A 19,642-nucleotide genomic window follows, 5' to 3' on the forward strand; every position below is an offset into this window, starting at 1 on the left:
CGCCCCGCCCCGCCCCGATTCACCCACACCCCCCGAGGAGGCAGTCCCTGTGACCGCCCGCAAGCCGTCCCGCACCGCGCCCGATCCCACCGTGGCCGCGTCGCCCCCACCGACGCCCGTCGAGCCAGCGCCCCCGGGGCCGGTCCCGACACCCACAACCGACGTGACTCCAGTCACCGCCGCGGCCGCCGCGACCCCGGCAACGCCAGAAGCGACTCCGGCCCCCGCGGCACCGTCAGCACCCGCGAGCCCCTCGGCCTCAACGCCATCCCCCGCCAAGCGGAAGAAGGGGGCGGAGAAACGGTCCACTGCCGCACCGCCCCGTCCCCGGCGCACGGGCGGCGGTGGCCGCGGGGTCCGGACGGTGCGCGCCCTCGACGACGGCGACCGCGGGCGGCTGCTCGCCGGTGAGCACCACGCACCGCACGATCTGCTCGGCGCGCACATGGTCCGCGGCGGTGTGGTGCTCCGGGTGCTGCGTCCGTACGCACGTTCCGTGACCGTGCTCGCCAAGGGGCTGCGGGCGGAGCTTCACGACGACGGCGACGGGCTGTTCTCCGGGCTGTTGCCGATGCCCACCGTCCCCGAGTACCAGCTCCTGGTCGGCTACGAGGACAACGAGATCGAGGTCCAGGATCCGTACCGATTCCTGCCGGCGCTCGGCGATCTCGATCTGCATCTGATCGGCGAGGGGCGGCACGAGGAACTGTGGACGGCCCTCGGTGCGCAGCCCATGGAGCACCAGGGCGTCACCGGTACTCGGTTCACCGTCTGGGCGCCCAATGCCCGCGGGGTCCGGGTCGTCGGGGACTTCAACTACTGGGACGGTACGGGCTTCCCGATGCGCTCGCTCGGTTCGACCGGGGTCTGGGAATTGTTCCTTCCCGCGATCGGGGAGGGCACGCTCTACAAGTTCGACATCTGCCGTCCGGACGGTTCCCACACGGTGCGCGCCGACCCGATGGCCCGCCATGCCGAGGTCCCGCCCGCCACTGCCTCGATCGTGACGGCCTCGCACCATGAGTGGCAGGATCAGGAGTGGATGGCGCACCGCGGGGACGTACCCGTGCACGAGGCACCGTTCTCGGTCTACGAGGTGCATCTGCCGTCCTGGCGACCCGGTCTCACGTACCGCAGGCTCGCCGAGCAACTCCCTGCCTACGTACGTGATCTGGGGTTCACGCATGTGGAGCTGATGCCGGTCTCCGAGCATCCGTTCGGCGGCTCCTGGGGCTATCAGGTCACCGGCTTCTTCGCCCCGACCTCGCGGATGGGATCACCGGACGACTTCCGGTACCTCATCGACGCACTGCACCGGGCCGGCATCGGCGTCATCGTCGACTGGGTGCCCGCGCACTTCCCGCGTGACGACTGGGCACTTGCCGAATTCGACGGCCGTCCGCTGTACGAGCACTCGGACCCGTCACGAGCCGCGCACCCCGACTGGGGCACGCTCGAATTCGACTTCGGCCGCACCGAGGTGCGCAACTTCCTGGTCGCCAATGCCACGTACTGGTGCGAGGAGTTCCACATCGACGGGCTGCGAGTCGATGCCGTCGCCTCGATGCTCTACCTGGACTACTCGCGCGAGAACGGGGATTGGGCTCCGAACGAGCACGGCGGCCGGGAGAATCTGGATGCCGTCGCCTTCCTCCAGGAGATGAACGCCACGGTCTACCGGCGCAATCCGGGTGTCGTCACCATCGCCGAGGAGTCCACGGCCTGGGACGGCGTCACGCGCGCCACGCATCATGTCGGCCCCGGCGGATTCGGCGGTCTCGGCTTCGGGCTGAAGTGGAACATGGGCTGGATGCACGACTCCCTGGAGTACGTGTCGAAGGAACCGGTGCACCGCAAGTACCACCACAACGAGATGACGTTCTCGATGGTGTACGCGTACAGCGAGAACTACGTGCTGCCGATCTCGCACGACGAGGTCGTGCACGGCAAGCAGTCGCTGGTCAGCAAGATGCCCGGCGACTGGTGGCAGCAGCGCGCCAATCACCGGGCCTACCTCGGCTTCATGTGGGCCCACCCGGGCAAGCAACTCCTCTTCATGGGGCAGGAGTTCGCCCAGGGCGCGGAATGGTCCGAGGGGCACGGTCCCGACTGGTGGCTGCTCGACCCGTCGTACGAGGCGGAGAGCGACCACCGGGGCGTACGGGACCTGGTGCGTGAGCTGAACGCGGTGTACGCGGCGACACCGGCGCTGTGGCAGCGGGACACCGTCCCCGAGGGCTTCGCCTGGGTCGACGGCGGAGCCGCCGAGGACAATGTCTTCGCCTTCCTGCGTTTCGACGCGGACGGTGCGCCGCTGCTCGCGGTGTCGAACTTCTCGCCGGTGGTCCGCCACGAGTACCGGCTGGGCGTGCCGCCGTCCGTGTCCGCCTGGGCGGAGGTGCTCAACACGGACGCTGCACGGTACGGCGGCGGTGACGTCCTCAACCCGGATCCGCTGAAGCCGGAGTCCGTCGCCGCCCACGGTCACCGCACGAGCGTCCAGCTCACTCTGCCGCCGCTGGCGACGGTGTGGCTGAAGCCGGTGTGATGATCCCGAGCCGCTGGGTGGCCCGGGTCAGGGCCACATAGAGATCGTTGGCGGTCATCAGCGAGGGCGCGACGACGAGAACCGTGTCGAACTCCAGGCCCTTGGCCTGACGCGAGTCGAGCAGGACGACGGGCCGGTGCAGATCCAGCGGCCCGACGTCGAGTCCTGTGAGTTCCGCGTGGAGCTCGCGCGGGGCGATGACGGCGAGCCTGCCCTCCGCCGGGGTCTCGGCCTCGGCGAGCCCGGCCACATCGGCGAGCGGCAGGGTGCGCTCCCAGGGCCGTGCACCGGTGGAGCGGATGGAGCGCGGAGGTTCGAAGGCGGGATCGGTGGCCCGGCGCCGCTCGGCCGCGTACTCCATGATCTCGGCGGGCGTACGGTAGTTGACCCCGAGCCGGGCCAGCTGCCAGCGGTCCTGGACGTACGGCGCGAGGATCTCCTGCCAGGAGTCGCAGCCTGCCAGGTCGCCGGTCTGGGCCGGGTCACCGACCAGGGTCATCGAGCGGGTCGGGCTGCGGCGCATCAGCAGCCGCCAGGCCATGGCCGACAGCTCCTGCGCCTCGTCGACGATGATGTGCCCGAACGCCCAGGTCCGGTCGGCGGCGGCGCGCTCGGCGGCACTGCGGTGGTCGGCCTCCTCCTGACGCTCGGCGAACCGTTCGGCGTCGATGATGTCGTGCGCCGCGAGGACCTCGGAGGCGTCCTCGTCGATGTCCTCCTTGTCCTCGAACTCGTAGGTACGGGAGGCGTACGAGACGTCGAGGACGCCCTGCGCGTAGGCGATCTGGCGGGCCCGCTCGGCCTCGGCGGCGGCCCGGGCGGCGGAGTCGTCCGCACCGAGGAGCTCGGCGGCCTCGTCGAGGAGCGGCACGTCGGCAGGTGTCCAGGCGGCCTTCTTCGCGCGCCGGAGCAGCTCGGCATCGTCCTCGGCCAGATGCGTGGGCTCCTCCAGATAGCCGGCGAGGAACTCCTGTGGGGTGAGCGGGGGCCACAGGGAGGTGATGGCGGCGTGCACCTCCGCGCTGGCGGCGATGCCCTTGCCGAGCTGGGCGATGTCGTCGGGGCCGAGGAAGTTCGGGCCGCCGTAGGGGTCGGCGCCGATGCGGTCGGCGAGCTGCGTGGTGAGATCGTCGATGATCCGGAAGGCGAAGGTGGGCAGGGCGAGATTGTGCGGCAGCCCGGTCTCGCGGGCCTTGTGCCGCGCTTCGACCGCCATGCCCCAGTCGAGGATCAGCTCCCCGTCGTCGTGCGCGATGACAATCGGCTCGCCCTTCTCGGGCACCTGCTGCCGGTCCCGTACGGCCTCGGCCAGTACGCCGGCCATGTCCGCCCGGCCCTTCACGGCGGCGGCCGCGGGGCTGTCGGTGCCGGTGGCGTGCACGCCGGGGAACAGTTCGCCGACCGTCGACAGCAGCACGCCGGTCTCACCGAGCGAGGGCAGCACGTCGCCGATGTAGCCGAGGAAGGCCGGGTTGGGCCCGACGATCAGCACGGCCCGCTTGGCGAGCTGCTCCCGGTGCGCGTACAGCAGATACGCGGCCCGGTGCAGCGCGACCGCGGTCTTCCCGGTGCCCGGCCCTCCCTCGACGACGAGCACCCCGCGCTGCGGGGCGCGGATGATGTGGTCCTGCTCGGCCTGGATGGTCGAGACGATGTCGCCCATCCGGCCCGTGCGGGCGCTGTTCAGCGCGGCGAGCAGCACCTCGTCGGCGTCGTGCGACTCGTATCCGGTGCGGGTGGTGTCGGCGAGATCCATGATCTCGTCGTGCAACCCGGTGACCGTGCGCCCCTGCGTGGTGATATGCCTCCTGCGGCGCAGCCCCATCGGTTCATACCCGGTCGCGAGATAGAACGGCCGCGCGACGGGAGCCCGCCAGTCGATCAGCAACGGGGTCCGCTCGGCGTCGTCCCGCCGGATTCCGGTGCGCCCGATGTGGTAGGTGACTCCGTCGCGCCTGTCGATCCGTCCGAAACAGAGTCCCGTGCCGGCTGCATTCAGCGCGGCGAGCGAGGCGGAGTGCTCGGCGACGCCGATATCGCGCTCCACCCGCGCCTGTCGACCGGTACTGAGCTGCGCAATCGTGGCGCGCATGGCGGCTTCGGCCGCTACCCGGAGCTGGTCGAGCCGCTCGTGGGCGAGGGAGACGAATTGCTGTTCCTGCCGCATTTCCTCGATTGACAATTCAGCCCCTGAGGCGATAGAGTATGGTTATTGAGGTTTTCCGCATATTGCGCACTATGCGCACAGGGAACTATTCAATATAGGCGAAGAAATACCCCGGCCGTCAATTCGGACCGGGGTTTTTGTTTGCCTCCAGGAGAGGCTTAGGGCGTGTATCGAAAGTGGATCTTGAGTGATGAATGATCGTGGTTCATGGCGCGGGGAGATCTCACGGATGCACAGTGGGCGATGTTGGAGCCGTTGTTGCCCAAGGGAGCGAAGGTGGGACGACCGCCCATCTGGCCCCGGCGGCAGCTGATCGACGGCATACGCTTCCGGGTTCGGACAGGAGTTCCTTGGCGGGATGTGCCCGTCGAGTACGGTCCGTGGGGCCGGATCTACGATCTGTTCCGCCGATGGCAACGAGACGGCACCTGGCACCGGGTCCTCACTCGACTCCAGTCCCAGGCCGACGCGAAGGGCGGGATCACGTGGGACCTGAGCGTCGATTCCACAGTGTGTCGCGCCCATCGGCATGCGGCAGGGGCCAGGAAGCAGGGGGACCTACAGAAGGAACCACCGGGCGGAGTGCTGGCCGAGCCCTGTGATCACGGGCTGGGACGCTCACGTGGCGGGTTCACCACCAAGTTGCACGTGGCGGTCGAGCAGGGCCAAAAGCCCATGTCGATCGTGGTGACGGCCGGGCAGCGCGGCGACTCGCCGCAGTTCGAGCCCGTGCTGGAGAATGTCCGCGTACCCCGCATCGGATCGGGCCGGCCACGCGTCCGCCCCGATCGAGTACGCGCCGATCGGGCGTACTCTTCCCGCAAGAACCGCGCCTACCTGCGCCGCCGTGGAATCCGCTGCACCATCCCCTACAAGGCTGACCAGGCCCGCAACCGCAGGAAGCTCGGCTCCCGTGGCGGCCGACCGCCGCGTTTCGACGCGGTGGATTACCGCGAGCGCCATGCGGTCGAGTGCGAGATCAACCGCCTCAAAAGGCACAGAGCAGTGGCCACGAGGTACGACAAGCTCTCCGTCCGCTACGAGGCGACGGTGCTGGTCGCAGCCGTGAACGAGTGGCTGTGACCAGCGTCGCAACGGCCCTCAGACGACGTCGAATTCGTTGCCCTCGGGGTCCTGCATAGCGGCGGCGTAGAGCCCCATGTCCGGCTCATCCTTAATCCGCAGCATGGTGGCACCAGAATCCGCAGCATGGTGGCACCAGCTTTGACCAGCCGTTCCACCGTAGCCTTGACCCGCTGTGTGCGGACGTCCAGTGGGACGTCACGGCCCCCACCGACCTTCAGGTCGAAGTGCCACCGGTTCTTGGCGACCTTCGGCTCCGGAACCTGCTGGAACCACACCCTCGGTCCTCGTCCCGCAGGATCGATGATCGACTCCGGAATGTCCCCGGCACCGGCCGGCAACTCTGCCTCGGGCACCCCCATCGACGCCCAGTAAGCACGCCACGTGGCGTGCCCGCCCGGCGGAGGCTCAGGCACGTAGCCCAGGGCCTCGGCCCAGAAGGTCACCATTTTCTGCGGATCGGAGCAGTCGATCGTCAGTTGTAGCGTCATCTCCATGCTCGGAGCATCCCAGACAGGTCTGACAGACGATCCACTTTCGCAACAGGCCCTAGCAGAGGGTCGGCGCGCCCGTCGCATCGAGCACGGCGCGCCGCCGTACGAGAACGCCCCGCCACAAGTCGGCGTCGCCGGAGTCGACCCGGAGGGCCGCGAGCTCGGAGTCGGGCGCAAGGATGCGATCGATGGCCCGGACCGCGAGCACGTGGAAGTCCGACGGCAGCGCCGGCACGGGCTCCTACGGTCCGCAGACGGGATCGACGGGATCGCCGCCCGGCAACCCGGCCACGGCGGTGCGAGGCCTCGTGGTCGACGACGCACACGATCGCCAACTCGCTCGCCCGGACTGCCTCTTCGGCCGAGTCCGCGCGGATCGCGCCACGGGCGACGAGCTCTTCGCCCTTACCCGAGGAACGGTTCCAGTTGATGGTGGGATGGCCGGCGTCCAGGAAGGCCACAGCGAGGGCCCGACCCATCGCACCCAGTCCGATCACGGTCACCGTCGCAGCAGAAGTCGACCACCCGTTTCCTCCTACCTGGTAATGGTTTCCGCTGCTTTTGTGAGTGGGGGCGTTCCTCCTTCTCTGCGTCGCGGGATGGCGACGGTCGTGGTTTCCCGTGCGCTGCGGTGCCCCTCGGGGTGCGGGGGCTCGGGCGGATCGACGGGACCTGGTGAGGCCGTGTCCTTGTGTGATGGTCGTTCGTTAGACCGATCGGAGTGCCGGGGGCGGCCGCTCCGGGGAACGACCGGGATCGTGCGGAAAAGGAAGGGGGGTGGTGGGTGTGGCCAGGTTGATGGCGACGGCCACCTGTACCGCCTTCCGTGGTGTCCTGGAGGGCAGCGGTGAGCGGGTCGGGCAGGGCTTGCTGTGGGAACGGGTGGGGTTTTGGGCCCGGTTGAGCCGGGAGCTGACCGGTGCTCTGGTGGCTTCCCGGTGGGACGAGGACTGTCTGGACGTGCTGGCCGCCGGGGTGGATGAGCGGGGCGAGGCGCTGCCGTCCAAGGGCTGGATGGCGCTGCGTCGCCTCAACTGGCCGCAGGGCGTCACACCCCCGGCCGGGGTGTATGTGTCGGACCGGGTGCGGCGGGGTGCCGAGGAGTACGCGGCCAGGACGCTGCGCCTGGCCGCGTACCGCCGCAGTATCGTGACCGCGGTCCTGGCCACGTGGCCCGCCGATCCGTGTCGGCGTACCGAGGCGGAGTGGGCGGCGTTGCGGAAGCTGCTGCCCGCCGGGTGGCGGGTGCCGAAATCCGTAACCGTATCCGCCAAATCCGTGCGTACGTGGCCGAGCACGGGTGCCTGCCCGCCGGATTGTGCGTACTGGAGGGGCCGCCGCAGGTCGCACCGCAGGTGCTCCTTGCGGCGATGGACCGCCAGCAGGTCACCCTGGTGAGGGTGGATGAGACCACCGCCCGGCTGCGGGTCAAGCTCCCGCTGAACGCTATCCCCGCCTCGGGCCGTGACTGGGCCTGGCACGTGATCGACCTCCGGCTGCCCGGCACCGTCGGGGTGGACTCGGTGCTGCACACCCCGACCCTGCGCCCCACTCGGGCCGGGAGGATCGCGGTGGATCTGCCGCACTCCCGGCCCGCCCCGGCCGTCAAGGCGAGCGGGCATACCGTGGCGGTCGGCTTCGACTGGGGTGTCAACACCCTGCTCACCGGCACGCTCGGCCGCCTGACCGGCAAGGGCCGGTCCAAGCGGGTGGTCACCGACGGGCGGCCGCTGATCTTCGACGCCACCACGGTCAGTGCCACCCTGCACCGGCTGCGCGGCGTCCGCGAGCACCTCGCCGCCAAGCGCGATCACTACCGGGCCCTCGCCGACGGGCTCGGTTCCCCGCACCTGGCCTGGGGCGAACACCTCGACCGGGCCCTGGTGCTGGAGGTCGAGCACTGGCGGGTGTGTGCCCGGATCCGGCACGTGAATGCGGCGCTGGCCTGGGCGGCGGCCCGCTGGGCCGTCGACCAGGCGGTAGCGCTCGGCGCGAGCGTCATCTACCTCGAAGACCTGGCCACCCTGGAAGCCCGCGGCCACCGGCGCGGCAACGCCCGCCTGTCCGGGCAGGTGCGTGGCACCGTGGCCGAGGCGATCCGGCACCTGGGTGCGAAGGCGGGCATCGCGGTGGTCACCGTCCCGGCCCGCGGCACCTCCAAACTGTGCCCCGGCTGCCTGGCCACCCTGACCCACCACCCCGCCCCCGACCGGCTGGCCGAACGCGGCTGGAAATGGGCGTACTGCACCAGGTGCGGGCTGTCCATGGACCGCGACCATGCCGCCGCCCGCCGGATCGTCTCCCGCGGCCTGCTCGGCCAGACCCACACCACCACCGACCGCACCACCAACACCCGCACCATCCGCACCACCATCGACGGCACCGTGACCCTGGTCCGCCGCCCGAAGAAGACCACCCGCCGTCTGCGCCGCCAACGCCAAGCGGAGCAGGCCCCGCACCGCCCGGACGGGCCGAAGACCACCCCGGGCAAGGGGCGCCCCACCCCCAGCAGACCCACCGGTCCCCAGCACCGAGGCGCCCCGCACGCCGCCCAGAGGCGGGTCCCGGGCCCGAAGACTTCCCGCCGTATGCCCGAAGTGCGTACGGTCCCCGCCACCACCCCCACCGGGGTGGTCCAGCGTCCGGCGGGGCATGACACACAGGCACCCACCTCCTTCGGGCCGGTGCCAGGTCATGGAGTACCCGCCCATGACCGGGTGGAAGAAGACCTTCTTCCACCCGGACGCAGGCGGCTCTCACGCAGAACCTGTCGACGGCGCACCCGCGCCGCCGAGCGGACCGGCTTCCACCACCTGCACGCCACCCAGGCCCACCCCCTCACCCCGAGGATCGGACCACCGGACGGCAACCGCACACGGCCACGCCGCGCCCGAAAAGCCCGGAAACCACAGGCACACACAGAGTTCTAGAGACGCTTGTTCGGATTGGCCGTGCTTCCACACGGAGATACCCCTCGCATACGCACATTCATCCGGAGCACGTCCGGATCGGGGGCTGCCATGTGGACCACGCTCACGCTCATCGACGCCGCGACCGCACTGGTCACTGCCACCGCCTGCCTGGCCCTCTCCGGTCGGCGACTGCTGCCGTGGCGGCGCCGGGAGCGCGCGCCCGAACTGGGTCCGTACGATGCGGCGTTTCTGGCGGGCGGACCGGAGCGGGTGGTGGAGGCGGCGCTCCACACCCTGTGGGGCAGCGACAACAACGTCGTGATCGGCTCGGGTGGGCGGCTGCGGTTGCCCGAGCCCTGGACGGAACCCGAGCATCCGGTGGAGCAAGCCGTGGTGGAGAAGTGGCGGACCTCCGGTTCCACGACCCCGACGCTGCTGCGGGTACGGGCGGTGCGGTCCGGGGCCGTACGCGAGATCGGCGACCGGCTCGTCCCGCACGGTCTGCTGATGGCCCCGCCACGCGCCCTGGCCCGTCTGTACGCCGCACGTGGCCTGGTCGTCGTGGTGTGCAGCACAGCGGTCCTGGCCGCCTTCGCCGTCCCGCAGGGGCTGCGGCAGGCGGCACCGTTCATCGCGGTGGGCGCCTGCTGTCTGGCCGTGCGGGTGCTGTGCCCGGCGCGGGGTCCGCTGACCCCGGCGGGCCGTCGCCGCCTCGCAGCGATGCGCACCGGCGAGCTGTGGGCATCGGCCGCGCTGGGGGCCGTGGTGTTCGACGGGCGCAGCGCGCTGCCGGGTGAGCGCCGGCGCTCTCGGCGGTGGGACGGGGGCGGGGGCCGTCTGCCGTCGGTGGGCCGGATGCTGATCAAGTACGGGAAGGCACTGGATTCGGACGACGACCGGAGCCCGGACAGCAGCGGCACCGGCAGCGACCACAGCTCCTATGGATCCGGCAGCTCCCACGGCTCGCACGGCTCCTCGTACGACGGAGGAGGTCACCACCACAGCTGCGGCGGTGGCAGCAGCTGTGGCGGCGGAAACTACTGAGCGTTGTGGCTCACACCTTTTCGAGCACGTCCTCCAGCTCCTGGAGGAGCCTGCGCTTGGGCCGGGCGCCCACCATCGACTGCACCGGCTCGCCGGACCGGAACACCATCAGCGTCGGCATCGACAGCACTCCGTACCGGCTCGCGATCCCGGGGTTGTGGTCGACATCGAGCTGGACGATCTTGATGCGCCCGGCCTCCTCGGCGGCGATCGCGCTGAGCACGGGGCGAGCTGGCGGCACAAGAAGTAGCCGAGCCCGGTCCCGGCAGCCGGAGAGTGATCAAGGCCAAGCGCACGATCCCGCGAGAGGACGCCGGTGGTAATGGGCAGCTCTCGGTACGCGTGATGGGAGGAGGTACGCCCCGAGTGCGAAAGAGCCCAGCTCTGCAGGGCGTCCCAGCCCTCCGCCGCAGAGGAGGACTCTCCGCAGACGACACACAGCATGGCGTACGTCTGAGGCTCGGCATCCCGCTCCTGGTTCGGCGCGAGGGTCCAGTGGACGTGCCTCACGATGGCCCGGGGTTCGCTCATACTCCGCGCCTGGAATCGGCGTTGAGTGCAGCAAGTCGTACAGTCAACTCCTTGCGCAAGGAGAGCGCCTCGATGTCGTCCGGCTCGGCCTCCCACGACAGTCCGCCGCTGATCGGGCGGAGCTGGATGCACCCGCCGATGGTGCCCATCACGACGCCGAAGCAGTCGGTCTTCGTGTCCCTGACTACCGCCCCGAAACGGGGGCCGGTCTGCTGGTTGTTCGCCATAATGAAGACGCTATGCGGGCGCAGTGTGCCGAACCATGCACGGTGCGTGGCACTCTCCCGGCTACCGGGTAGGAGGCACCACGCCCCGTAGTTGCTACCCGGCGATGCCCAGGTGAACTGCCATGTCACGCATGTCCGCGGTAAGGGTACGCTTCCGGCCGGCCAGGATGTCGCTCATGATGTAGCGGGCCATCTGCTGGTGCCTCAGCCACTCGGGAGAGGCCCGCCTGATCGTGTTCAGCTCGTCCATTGCGTCCTGGTGGGAGCCGAGCATCGCGTGGGCCCTGGCGACGTCGAGACGGTGCCGGTCCCAGTTGTTCGCGCTCGGTCGACCGAACTTCTTCAGCGCCTTGCGGCTCAGAGTTCCCTCATCGGCCCGACTGAGCACTCCGCGAGCGTCGCCGATGAGAGAGAGGTCCTCGATCGCCTTCATCTCGGCCGTGACAGGCCCGAAGGTGGTCCAGTGCTCCCGGAAGTCGATGTGTTCGACGTCCAGGGCCGAAGCTGCGGTCGTAGCCATGCGCCGGGCCTCCTTGGCGGCCTCGAGGCGGTTGTTCCGCATGGCCGCTGCGGCTACGCGCTGGCAAAGCTCTCCCCAGACGGCGAGCTGGCCCGGCAAGGCATTGGACATACGCGGCTCTACCTCAGCGGCCGTAACGGTGGCCAGGCGTTCAGCTTCGTCAAACCTGTCCTGCCGCAGAAGGAGCCAGCCCATACCGACGACCCCGGTGGCGGCAAGGAGGGTCTGCCCGGTCTCCCTGGCGTCCCTGATGCCTCGTGAGAGGGCGTGGTAGGCCATGTCGTAGCGCCGGACCTGGGTCAGGTACTTGCCCGTCAGGAGGAAGGCACTGGCCCTGACAATGGTGGCTCTCTGCCGCGGTTCCCCCGCGTCGCTGAGTACGACGGCGGCCTCGGCGGCGTGAAGGATACCTGGCAGGCGCTTCGCGACGGAGTCGTAGCGGTCGGCTTGGTAAAGGGCGTGCGAGTCGTCGATGTCCCGCTGAATGGAAGCGCGGCTGACTGCCCCTTCAGGTTCTACGAGGACCTCGGAGAGACCGACCGGCGGCATGAGCGCGCGGCGAAGTTCCATGAGGCGGACGCTGTCACCTTCGTCCCCACGGACAGGCTCAGGAGCTGCGGTCTCGAAGAGGCTGGATGTGGTGGTGCCAAGTGCCCTGGCGAGTATGTGGAGTGTCTCGACCCGCACACTTCCGCCCTGCTCGGCTTTTCGAACGACACCCAGAGACAGGTCCGCCAGCTCGGCGAGTTGTTCCTGACTCAGGCCGGCGCGGCGTCGGAGGCTGCGAATGTTCCCGGACAGCGGCATGGAATCACCTCCCTTTGAGCGTACGCCCGTTGGGCTTGAAGAGGGAGCGCTGTCCGTTTCCGTTCGAAACACCTCCATAAGGGACCGAGAAGAAGACGGCAAGCCTGGTGAGACGGTCCCGGCCGGTTGCTGAATTCTGACCAACCGCGCTTGACCCCGGGCCCCATCAGCCGTAGACGCGACGCCCCGACCCTGACTCCATGTCCCTGCAGCGCCAACACGGCCTGCCGCTGGGAGACCTGGGAGGAGGCGAACAATGAGTCTGCGGTGAGAGGGGAGCCGTACGTCAGGCGGATGGCGACGACGACGATCGGCAGGCCATGCCGACAGGACGATATTCGATGGACGTCCCAGCAATTCAGTGACGTCGAGTTTCCAGCAGCAACACAACGCGGACTATCGGCCGAGAGCTTACGAAGTGCCACGACGGGCGGTGGCTGCTCCCGGCTCCGTCGGTCGAACAATTAGCCCGGAGCCGCCCCTGCGGCTCGAGACCCGAGTCCCGGGCTTCGAGGGTCGGGGTTCGAGCTTCGGGACCGGTTGGTTCACTCTTTCGTGGGTACGAGGAGCGGGCTGGGCCCGACGCTTGAGCTTCGGGATCCGGGCATCGGGATCCGCGCTCCGGGATTCGAGCGCTCTTGGTTGACCGGTAGGTGAAAGAAGGGGGTTGGGAAATCCTCTTCGCCCTCCCTGACCCGTCACGGCCAGCAAGTACGACTAATCCTGACCAGCTTGCAGCGCGCCACCGCGGCTGCTTACGGTGCCCACAACGAAACGACCCCGACGCGGTGTTAGCGCACCGGGCCGGGGTCTCACCCCAAGATCGACGGAGACCGATCCTGTGGCTACCGAGAACTTTAGCCCTGCCCTGCGTGCGCCCGCATCCTCGCGCCCGTACGCGAAAGCCAGCCGCGGCTACGGCAAGCGATCCGCACCGGACCAACACCCGGCGTGCGCCAACGACTTCATGCTGTTGCCCGAGCGGGAGCGCTACATCGCCGGATACGTCGACCACCTGCCCGACGGTGCGGCCATGGACATCAAGTCGCTGACCAAGAGCGTCCCCCTGTACGGGCAGATGGCCGTCGGCACCGCCCTCAGGGCCCTGGGGGTGGCCGGTCACCTGCGGTACGCCCAGTGCCGGGTCGAGGAGCGCGGCCAGGTCCGCTGGGTCACCCGAACCTTCTGGTCCCGCACCGCCCGCGACAACGAATGGTGGGGCGCCTTCCTGGACGCCGAGAACAACCGAGCCACCCAGGAAGCAGCCGCAACAACCGCTCCCCAGCCGCCGCCCCGGGCACCCACGGAAACACCCGCTCCCCAGACCGACGCAGAATCACCGGCCCCCGTGACACCGGCCGAGCCCGCAACGCAGCCCGCCTCGCCCGCTCCCGTACCCGTCGTACCGCCGCAACGGGCCCCCGAACCGACCCCGGGGGACCCCTCACCCGCGTACCTCGCCCTGGCCCAACTGGGCCGAATCGAACCTCGCCTGCCCCTCTCCGCCGCCGACTGCGCCGCCCTGGAACCACTGGCCGCCCAGTGGTTCGCCCGTGGCGTGGACGCCGACTACCTCACCCACGCCCTCACTTCCGGCCTCCCCGCCCGGGTCGACTCCCCCATCGGCTTCGTACGCCGCCGCCTCAACGACAAGATCCCACCCGACCTGCCCACCACCCGGGCACCGGCCACGCCAGGTACTCCCGTCCGCCACCTGATGGTGGAATGCACCGAATGCGGCACACCCGGCCACCCCGAAGCACTCCCCGACGGCCTATGCCGCACCTGCCGCACGTCCGACCCGGGCGCCGCAAGCGAGCAGGCCACCGGAGCCAACGCCGAAGACGGCGTCCGCGGCCTCGTCGCCGAACTCCGAGGCATGCTCAAGCGCCCCTGACACTCCCACACGCTGGCAAACGGCCATTGACGGCCGCCATGAGGCCGGGGCCGCCGCCTGGCCGGTCAGCGTCGCCAGGTGTCAGCTGACGGAGTCCATGAAGCTCAGCATCCGGCGGTTGATCTCCTCCGCGTGGTCGATCTGCACTGTCGTTGAAAGTGAATGAAGCCAAGGCATCATGGGCGGCATGCCGAAGAACCCGCCGGAGTCGATGCAGCACCACTTGCGCCGGCGCCTGAACGAGCACGCTCGCTCGCGCTGGCCGCAGCCGGCCGGTGCCGACGTGCACTTTCGCGCCGGATTCGCTTACGTCGCAGGGACGTTGCCCGGCGGTCAGGCCCTGCCACTGTGCCGTCTGCGCTTCGGCGGGGTCCTGCACACCTGGGGCTTCGCCATCCACCTCGCCGGCCCCGACGGCTACCAGGACAACGTTCTGCCCAGCGGCTATCCCTCCGGATCACCGGAAGAAGCTCTCGACTGCGCGTGCGGCCTCTACCTCAACGACCCGACCGTCTGGACAAACGCACCCTCAACGATCTGACACGGCGCAGCACTAGACGGACCCGCACCGTCCGTCTGTCTCCCGCTCTCCCGACGGCCCCGCGGCGGACATCCTGCGCGGCCGCCCCGACTCCGACACGGAGCACCGGAACGGCCAGGCCGGCCAGCCGCCCCCAGACCGCGCCGCTCCGGTCAGTCGAATCTGTCCCTCAATCCACGCAAGGACGACCGAGATGATTCATGGACCAGACCTGCCCGCAGGTGCGCGCCGGGTCCCCTACAAGGACCCGGGCCTCCCGGATCACCGGAGTCCCCTGCGGTTCCTGTGGTGGCTGACGAAGAGTCAACGCAGGCGGGTGCTCCTCGGCGCCACATGGGGCAGCACGTGGATGTGCGCGCTCATGCTTCCGCCGTACCTGATGTCGAAGACGATCGACGACGGGCTCAGGGCCCGGGACACTGGGGCCCTGCTTCTCTGGATCGGTGCCGTGGTCGTCACGGGGGCCGGGATCGCGATCGTCGGCATCCTGCGGCACCGCACCATGACGCGCATTCGCGTGGACGCGGCCTACCGGACGGTCCAGGTCGTCACGCGCCACGTCACCCGGCTGGGATCGACGCTGCCCCGGCAGGTGTCCGCGGGTGAGCTCGCGCACCTCCAAGCCGGTGACATCAGCAGGATCGCCCAGACACTGACCGTCACGGGTCCCGGCGTGGGGGCGGTCCTCGCCTACGTCGCGACCGCCGTCCTACTGTTTCGGATCTCCGCCGTCCTCGCCCTCGTGATCCTTCTCGGTGTCCCGGCCCTGGCCCTGACGGTGGGCCCCTTGCTGGGGAAGTTGCACGGCGCCGAAAGCCGCTACCGGGAGGACCAGGGAACCCTGACCTCGCTCGCCGGCGACATGGTGGCCGGTCTGAGCGTCCTCAACGGGATCGGCGGCAAGCGCATGTTCGCCGGACGGTACCGGGAACGCTCCCAGGCCCTCGTCCCGCTCGGATATCGCGTTGCCGCCATCACCAGCTGGGTCCAGGCACTCACCGCCTGCCTTCCCATGGTCTTTCTCGCCGTCGTGACGTGGATCAGTGCGCGGATGGCGGCCAGCGGGGCCATCACCGTCGGCGAACTGGTGGCGGTCTACGGATACGTCGCCGCCCTGCTGGTGCCCGTCTCGTTCTTCATCGAAGGGGCGGACGATCTGCCGCGCGGGCTCGTCTCCGCACGGAGGGTGGTCGACATCCTGGCGCTCGCCCCGGCCCCCGAGGAGCACCGGACCCGGCTCGACCCGCCGGACGCCCCCAGCACGTTGCACGACCCCACGTCGGGCCTGGTGATCGACCCAGGCAAGGTTACGGCCCTGGTCGGTGCCCGCAGCGACGAGCCACGCGCAGTGGTGGACCGGTTGGCCGGCTACACGGACTCCGACGTCTCCTGGGGCGGGACCATGCTGTCCGACTGGGACCGCACCGCTCTGCGACGCCACATCCTCCTCGCCGACAACGACGCCTACATGTTCGCGGGGCCCCTGCGGACTGTCGCATCCGGCCGCACCGAACACTCCGACGATGAAGTCCGGCGAGTGCTGCGCGCCGCCGCCGCGGAGGACATCGTCGAGGCACTGCCCGACGGGCTCGACAGCCGCCTGGAGAACCAGGCCCGCAACGTCTCGGGCGGGCAACGTCAGCGGTTGCGGCTGTCCCGGGCCCTGCTCGCGGATCCGGCGGTGCTCCTGCTGGTGGAGCCGACGTCCGCACTGGACGCGCACACGGAGGCGACCGTCGCCGCCCGCGTGGCAAGGCATCGCCGTGGGCGTACGACCCTCGTCGTCAGCACCTCACCCCTGGTGCTCGGTCAGGCCGACGAAGTCGCCTACCTCGTGGACGGGAAGGTACGGGCGACCGGCACACACGGTGAACTCCTCGCCAGTCAGCCCGAATACGCGGCGCTGGTCTTCCGAGGCAGCACCGAGATACACGGCGAAGCCGCCGTGGCGCAGCACGTGGAAGGAGAGTCCCGATGAGCCAGCGCGACGAGACGCCACGCCTGCCGGTCGCCGATGCCAGGACCGTGCGCAGGGCCGGCTGGCAGATGTTGAAGGACGACCCGGGCGCCGTCTGCGGGACTCTGCTGCTGACCTGTCTCGCCGCGCTTGCCGGCGCGGCCGGTCCCTGGCTCCTTGGCCGCATCGTCACCAAGGTCGAGGCCGGCGGCCTGTCCGCCTCCGAGGTCGACACACAGGCCGCCGCCGTTCTGGGCTTCGCGGCAGCCCAGTTGGTGCTGACGCGCTGTGCCCGAGGTCTCTCCCACCGCTTCGGCGAGCGTGCGCTCGCCCGGCTCCGTGAGGAGGTGATCGACCGTGCCCTCGCGCTGCCGGGACGGATCGCGGACGAAGTGGGCACCGGCGACCTGGTCACCCGCTCCACCCTGGACGTCTCAACCGTCGCGGCCACACTGCGCAATGCGGCCCCGGACATCTTCATCGCCGGCGTCCAGATCGCGTTCATCTTCGCTGCAGTCTTCCTCCTCGATCCCCTGCTCGGACTCTGCTCGGTGGTGGGGTTGCCACTCGTCTGGCTGGTGATGCGCTGGTACCTGGCGCGCTCCCGCGACGCCTATCTCGCCGAGGGAGCAGCCGCCGGCGAGGTCTCCGAGATCCTCAACTCCACCGCGCACGGCGCCCGCACCGTCGAGGCCTACGGGCTGCGCGCACGGCAGAATCACGCCCTCGACAAGGCCATCGACACCACCTATCGCGCCAGCACCCGTACCCTCTCGCTGCGGACGGTGCTGTTCCCTGTCACCGAGTTCGCGCACACCCTGCCCATGGCCCTGATCCTGCTCGTGGGCGGGCTCGGCTACCTCGACGGGACGATACCCCTGGGCGCCGTGGTAGCGGGCGGCCTGTACATGTGGCAGCTGGTCGATCCGCTCAACCAGATGCTCATCTGGGTCGAACAGCTGCAGCGCAGCGGAGCCTCGTTCGCACGCATCAAGGGCGTCGGACTGGTGTCGCACACTCAGGACACGCCGGTACGGCCCCCTGCGGACGACCTCATCGAGATCAAGGGCGTGCGGTACTCCTACCTCCCCGGCCAAGAAGTCCTCAAGGACGTCGAACTGCAAGTCCGTCCCGGTGAACGGCTGGCAGTGGTGGGCCGGTCCGGAGCGGGCAAGTCCACCCTCGGCAAGCTGATGTCCGGTGTGGACACACCGGACACCGGCAGCATCCTGGTCGGGGGCGTGCCCGTCGCCGACCTGGCCGCCGCGGGCGAACTGGGCAACCGCATCGTGCTCATCACGCAGCAGCACCACGTGTTCATAGGCACCCTTCGCGACAACATAACCATGGCCGCACCCGAGGCCGACGACGAGGCCATCCTGGCGGCGCTGAGGTTGATGGAGGCGGACTGGGTGGCCGAACTGCCCGAGGGTCTGGACACCCTGCTGGGCTCGGGCGGAGTCGAACTGGAGGCCGCACAGGCACAGCAGCTCACCCTGGCCAGGGTGCATCTGGCGGACCCGCACACCCTGATCCTGGACGAGGCCACATCACTTCTGGACCCGACGACGGCCCGGCAGGCGGAGCGAGCGGTAGCCGCCGTCCGGTCGGACCGTACGGTCATCGCCATCGCCCACCGGCTTCAGACCGCACATGACGCCGATCGCGTCGCCGTCATGGAGTGCGGCCGCATCGTTGAACTAGGCACGCACGACGAGCTGGTCGGCGCGGACGGAGCGTACGCGGCACTGTGGCGGTCGTGGAACGGCGAGAGCTGAGTCTCCCGCGACCCGTACGCCCTCTGGGAACCCTCTCCCAGAGGGCGTACTCATGTCTGCTCCGCCGGGCTGCGGGACGCGCCGCGCCCTGGGCGTCCCCGCGTCCACGGGCCCGAGGTGCGAGTCGCCGTGGTGGCCCGCGACCAGCGCCCCGCCGCACCCGGAGTCGACCTGGTCGCACCGGGCGATCGCCGCGCACCTGGCCGCGCGGGCGATCTCCGCCTCCCAAGTCGGCAGGATTCTCGCTGATCTGGACCTCAAGCCCCACCGGGTGCGCGGCTGGCTCGCCCGCCGCGACACCCCCGACTTCCCGTCTCACACCGTCTCGAACACGTCCTCCAGCTCCTGGAGGAGCCTGCGCTTGGGGCGGGCTCCCACCATCGACTTCACCGGTTCGCCGGAGCGAAACACCATCAGGGTCGGCGTCGACAGCACCGCGTACCGGCTCGCGATCCCCGGGCTGGTGTCGACGTCGAGCTGGACGACCTTGATGCGGTCGGCCTCCTCGGCGGCGACGGCGCTGAGTACGGGGGCGAGCTGGCGGCACGGGCCGCACCAGTCGGCGGTGAACTCGACCAGTACGGGGAGGTCTGCGCCAAGCACCTCCCCGTCGAAGGTGGTGTCGGTGACCTCGGCCACGCCCTCTGCTGCATGAATCATCTGTCATCCTCCCAGTTCACAACGGGGTTCCGGACCGCCGGGACGCTCTGCCGCGGCCTCCAGCTCGGCCCTGGCGAGCTGTGCGCCCACCTGGGCGCGTACCGCCTGGAGCTGCTCGATGAGCGAGTCGAGCTCGCCGAGCTTGCGCCGGTAGACGGCGAGCGAGGCGGGGCAGGCGTCACCGGCCGGGTGGCCGGCGCGCAGGCACTCGACGAACGGCCGGGTCTCCTCCAGCTCGAACCCGAAGTCCTGGAGGGTCCTGATCTGCTGGACCAGACGCAGATCGTCCTCGTCGTACGCCCGGTACCCGTTTCCGGCCCGCCGCGCAGGCAGCAGTCCGCGTGACTCGTAGTACCGCAGAGTCCGCGTGGTCGTCCCGGCCCGCTCGGCCAGCTCCCCGATTCGCATGTCTTCGACGGTAAAGGTTGACGCGGACGTCAAGGCAAGCACGAAGGGCCGTCGCGGGAGCTCCCGCG

At 69.7% G+C, this 19,642-nt stretch carries 15 protein-coding genes and 3 pseudogenes; 9 read left to right on the top strand and 9 right to left on the bottom strand.

The window, feature by feature from the left end; genetic code table 11:
* The first annotated feature begins 49 nt into the window (after positions 1-49).
* Positions 50-2,548: a 1,4-alpha-glucan branching enzyme gene (gene glgB / locus OG972_RS13465; RefSeq protein ID WP_266981330.1), complete on the top strand. Its 2,499-nt coding sequence runs from the start codon at positions 50-52 to the stop codon at positions 2,546-2,548.
* On the opposite strand, the gene OG972_RS13470 is transcribed toward glgB, so the two are convergent.
* Complete coding sequence (locus OG972_RS13470; protein ID WP_266990463.1) at positions 2,505-4,715, bottom strand: UvrD-helicase domain-containing protein; 2,211 nt, start codon at positions 4,713-4,715, stop codon at positions 2,505-2,507. The two genes, glgB and OG972_RS13470, sit on opposite strands and share 44 nt — an antisense overlap.
* Before the next feature lie 207 nt (positions 4,716-4,922).
* On the opposite strand from OG972_RS13470, the gene OG972_RS13475 reads away from it, so the two are divergent.
* Complete coding sequence (locus OG972_RS13475) at positions 4,923-5,798, top strand: IS5 family transposase (RefSeq protein ID WP_266981332.1); 876 nt, start codon at positions 4,923-4,925, stop codon at positions 5,796-5,798.
* 18 nt (positions 5,799-5,816) lie between these two features.
* On the opposite strand, the pseudogene OG972_RS49240 reads toward OG972_RS13475, so the two are convergent.
* The 3 genes and pseudogenes from OG972_RS49240 to OG972_RS13495 all read right to left on the bottom strand — a co-directional run.
* Positions 5,817-6,295 (bottom strand): annotated as a pseudogene (locus OG972_RS49240) (VOC family protein).
* Between the two features lie 52 nt (positions 6,296-6,347).
* A complete protein-coding gene (locus OG972_RS13490) occupies positions 6,348-6,527 on the bottom strand; it encodes a hypothetical protein (protein WP_266991049.1) in 180 nt (59 codons plus the stop codon).
* Between the two features lie 64 nt (positions 6,528-6,591).
* A pseudogene (locus OG972_RS13495) lies at positions 6,592-6,795 on the bottom strand (NAD(P)-binding domain-containing protein); the annotation flags it as partial.
* Between the two features lie 277 nt (positions 6,796-7,072).
* Here OG972_RS13495 and OG972_RS13500 point away from each other — a divergent pair.
* The 3 genes from OG972_RS13500 (at position 7,073) to OG972_RS13510 (ending at position 10,248) form a co-directional block, all read left to right on the top strand.
* A complete protein-coding gene (locus tag OG972_RS13500) occupies positions 7,073-7,690 on the top strand; it encodes a hypothetical protein (RefSeq protein ID WP_266981334.1) in 618 nt (205 codons plus the stop codon).
* A complete protein-coding gene (locus OG972_RS13505; RefSeq protein ID WP_266981336.1) occupies positions 7,663-9,222 on the top strand; it encodes a zinc ribbon domain-containing protein in 1,560 nt (519 codons plus the stop codon). The genes OG972_RS13500 and OG972_RS13505 overlap by 28 nt, the downstream gene beginning before the upstream one ends.
* A 90-nt stretch (positions 9,223-9,312) precedes the next feature.
* Positions 9,313-10,248: a TIGR04222 domain-containing membrane protein gene (locus OG972_RS13510; protein ID WP_266981338.1), complete on the top strand. Its 936-nt coding sequence runs from the start codon at positions 9,313-9,315 to the stop codon at positions 10,246-10,248.
* Between the two features lie 10 nt (positions 10,249-10,258).
* Here OG972_RS13510 and OG972_RS13515 read toward each other — a convergent pair.
* The 3 genes and pseudogenes from OG972_RS13515 to OG972_RS13525 form a co-directional block, all read right to left on the bottom strand.
* A pseudogene (locus tag OG972_RS13515) lies at positions 10,259-10,474 on the bottom strand (thioredoxin family protein); the annotation flags it as partial.
* A gap of 301 nt (positions 10,475-10,775) precedes the next feature.
* Complete coding sequence (locus tag OG972_RS13520; RefSeq protein ID WP_266981340.1) at positions 10,776-11,006, bottom strand: hypothetical protein; 231 nt, start codon at positions 11,004-11,006, stop codon at positions 10,776-10,778.
* Between the two features lie 94 nt (positions 11,007-11,100).
* Positions 11,101-12,333: a helix-turn-helix domain-containing protein gene (locus OG972_RS13525; protein ID WP_266990467.1), complete on the bottom strand. Its 1,233-nt coding sequence runs from the start codon at positions 12,331-12,333 to the stop codon at positions 11,101-11,103.
* Positions 12,334-13,174: 841 nt separating this feature from the next.
* Here OG972_RS13525 and OG972_RS13530 point away from each other — a divergent pair.
* The 4 genes from OG972_RS13530 (at position 13,175) to OG972_RS13545 (ending at position 18,506) form a co-directional block, all read left to right on the top strand.
* Positions 13,175-14,230 (top strand): MarR family transcriptional regulator, encoded by a 1,056-nt coding sequence (locus OG972_RS13530; RefSeq protein WP_266981341.1) that lies wholly within the window; start codon positions 13,175-13,177, stop codon positions 14,228-14,230.
* Between the two features lie 187 nt (positions 14,231-14,417).
* Positions 14,418-14,771: a hypothetical protein gene (locus OG972_RS13535; RefSeq protein WP_266981343.1), complete on the top strand. Its 354-nt coding sequence runs from the start codon at positions 14,418-14,420 to the stop codon at positions 14,769-14,771.
* 193 nt (positions 14,772-14,964) lie between these two features.
* A complete protein-coding gene (locus tag OG972_RS13540) occupies positions 14,965-16,749 on the top strand; it encodes an ABC transporter ATP-binding protein (protein ID WP_266981345.1) in 1,785 nt (594 codons plus the stop codon).
* On the top strand, positions 16,746-18,506 hold the full coding sequence (locus OG972_RS13545; protein ID WP_266981347.1) for an ABC transporter ATP-binding protein: 1,761 nt from the start codon (positions 16,746-16,748) through the stop codon (positions 18,504-18,506). Before OG972_RS13540 ends, OG972_RS13545 begins: the two co-directional genes overlap by 4 nt.
* Before the next feature lie 315 nt (positions 18,507-18,821).
* On the opposite strand, the gene trxA is transcribed toward OG972_RS13545, so the two are convergent.
* Both trxA and OG972_RS13555 read right to left on the bottom strand, forming a co-directional pair.
* Positions 18,822-19,166: a thioredoxin gene (gene trxA / locus OG972_RS13550; RefSeq protein WP_323135867.1), complete on the bottom strand. Its 345-nt coding sequence runs from the start codon at positions 19,164-19,166 to the stop codon at positions 18,822-18,824.
* Positions 19,167-19,169: 3 nt separating this feature from the next.
* On the bottom strand, positions 19,170-19,574 hold the full coding sequence (locus OG972_RS13555) for a MerR family transcriptional regulator (RefSeq protein WP_266981349.1): 405 nt from the start codon (positions 19,572-19,574) through the stop codon (positions 19,170-19,172).
* Positions 19,575-19,642 lie beyond the last annotated feature (68 nt).

Source organism: Streptomyces sp. NBC_01669, from assembly GCF_026339735.1.
Lineage (GTDB): Bacteria > Actinomycetota > Actinomycetes > Streptomycetales > Streptomycetaceae > Streptomyces > Streptomyces yanii.

What these genes read in the sequence shown, in the direction of transcription:
- OG972_RS13525 (WP_266990467.1), bottom strand. Translation starts at nt 12,333, where the DNA reads ATGCCGCTGTCCGGGAACATTCGCAGCCTCCGACGCCGCGCCGGCCTG.
- OG972_RS13520 (WP_266981340.1), bottom strand. Translation starts at nt 11,006, where the DNA reads ATGGCGAACAACCAGCAGACCGGCCCCCGTTTCGGGGCGGTAGTCAGG.
- OG972_RS13535 (WP_266981343.1), top strand. Translation starts at nt 14,418, where the DNA reads ATGCCGAAGAACCCGCCGGAGTCGATGCAGCACCACTTGCGCCGGCGC.
- OG972_RS13510 (WP_266981338.1), top strand. Translation starts at nt 9,313, where the DNA reads ATGTGGACCACGCTCACGCTCATCGACGCCGCGACCGCACTGGTCACT.
- OG972_RS13540 (WP_266981345.1), top strand. Translation starts at nt 14,965, where the DNA reads ATGATTCATGGACCAGACCTGCCCGCAGGTGCGCGCCGGGTCCCCTAC.
- OG972_RS13475 (WP_266981332.1), top strand. Translation starts at nt 4,923, where the DNA reads ATGGCGCGGGGAGATCTCACGGATGCACAGTGGGCGATGTTGGAGCCG.
- OG972_RS13555 (WP_266981349.1), bottom strand. Translation starts at nt 19,574, where the DNA reads ATGCGAATCGGGGAGCTGGCCGAGCGGGCCGGGACGACCACGCGGACT.
- trxA (WP_323135867.1), bottom strand. Translation starts at nt 19,166, where the DNA reads ATGATTCATGCAGCAGAGGGCGTGGCCGAGGTCACCGACACCACCTTC.
- OG972_RS13505 (WP_266981336.1), top strand. Translation starts at nt 7,663, where the DNA reads ATGGACCGCCAGCAGGTCACCCTGGTGAGGGTGGATGAGACCACCGCC.
- OG972_RS13545 (WP_266981347.1), top strand. Translation starts at nt 16,746, where the DNA reads ATGAGCCAGCGCGACGAGACGCCACGCCTGCCGGTCGCCGATGCCAGG.
- OG972_RS13470 (WP_266990463.1), bottom strand. Translation starts at nt 4,715, where the DNA reads ATGCGGCAGGAACAGCAATTCGTCTCCCTCGCCCACGAGCGGCTCGAC.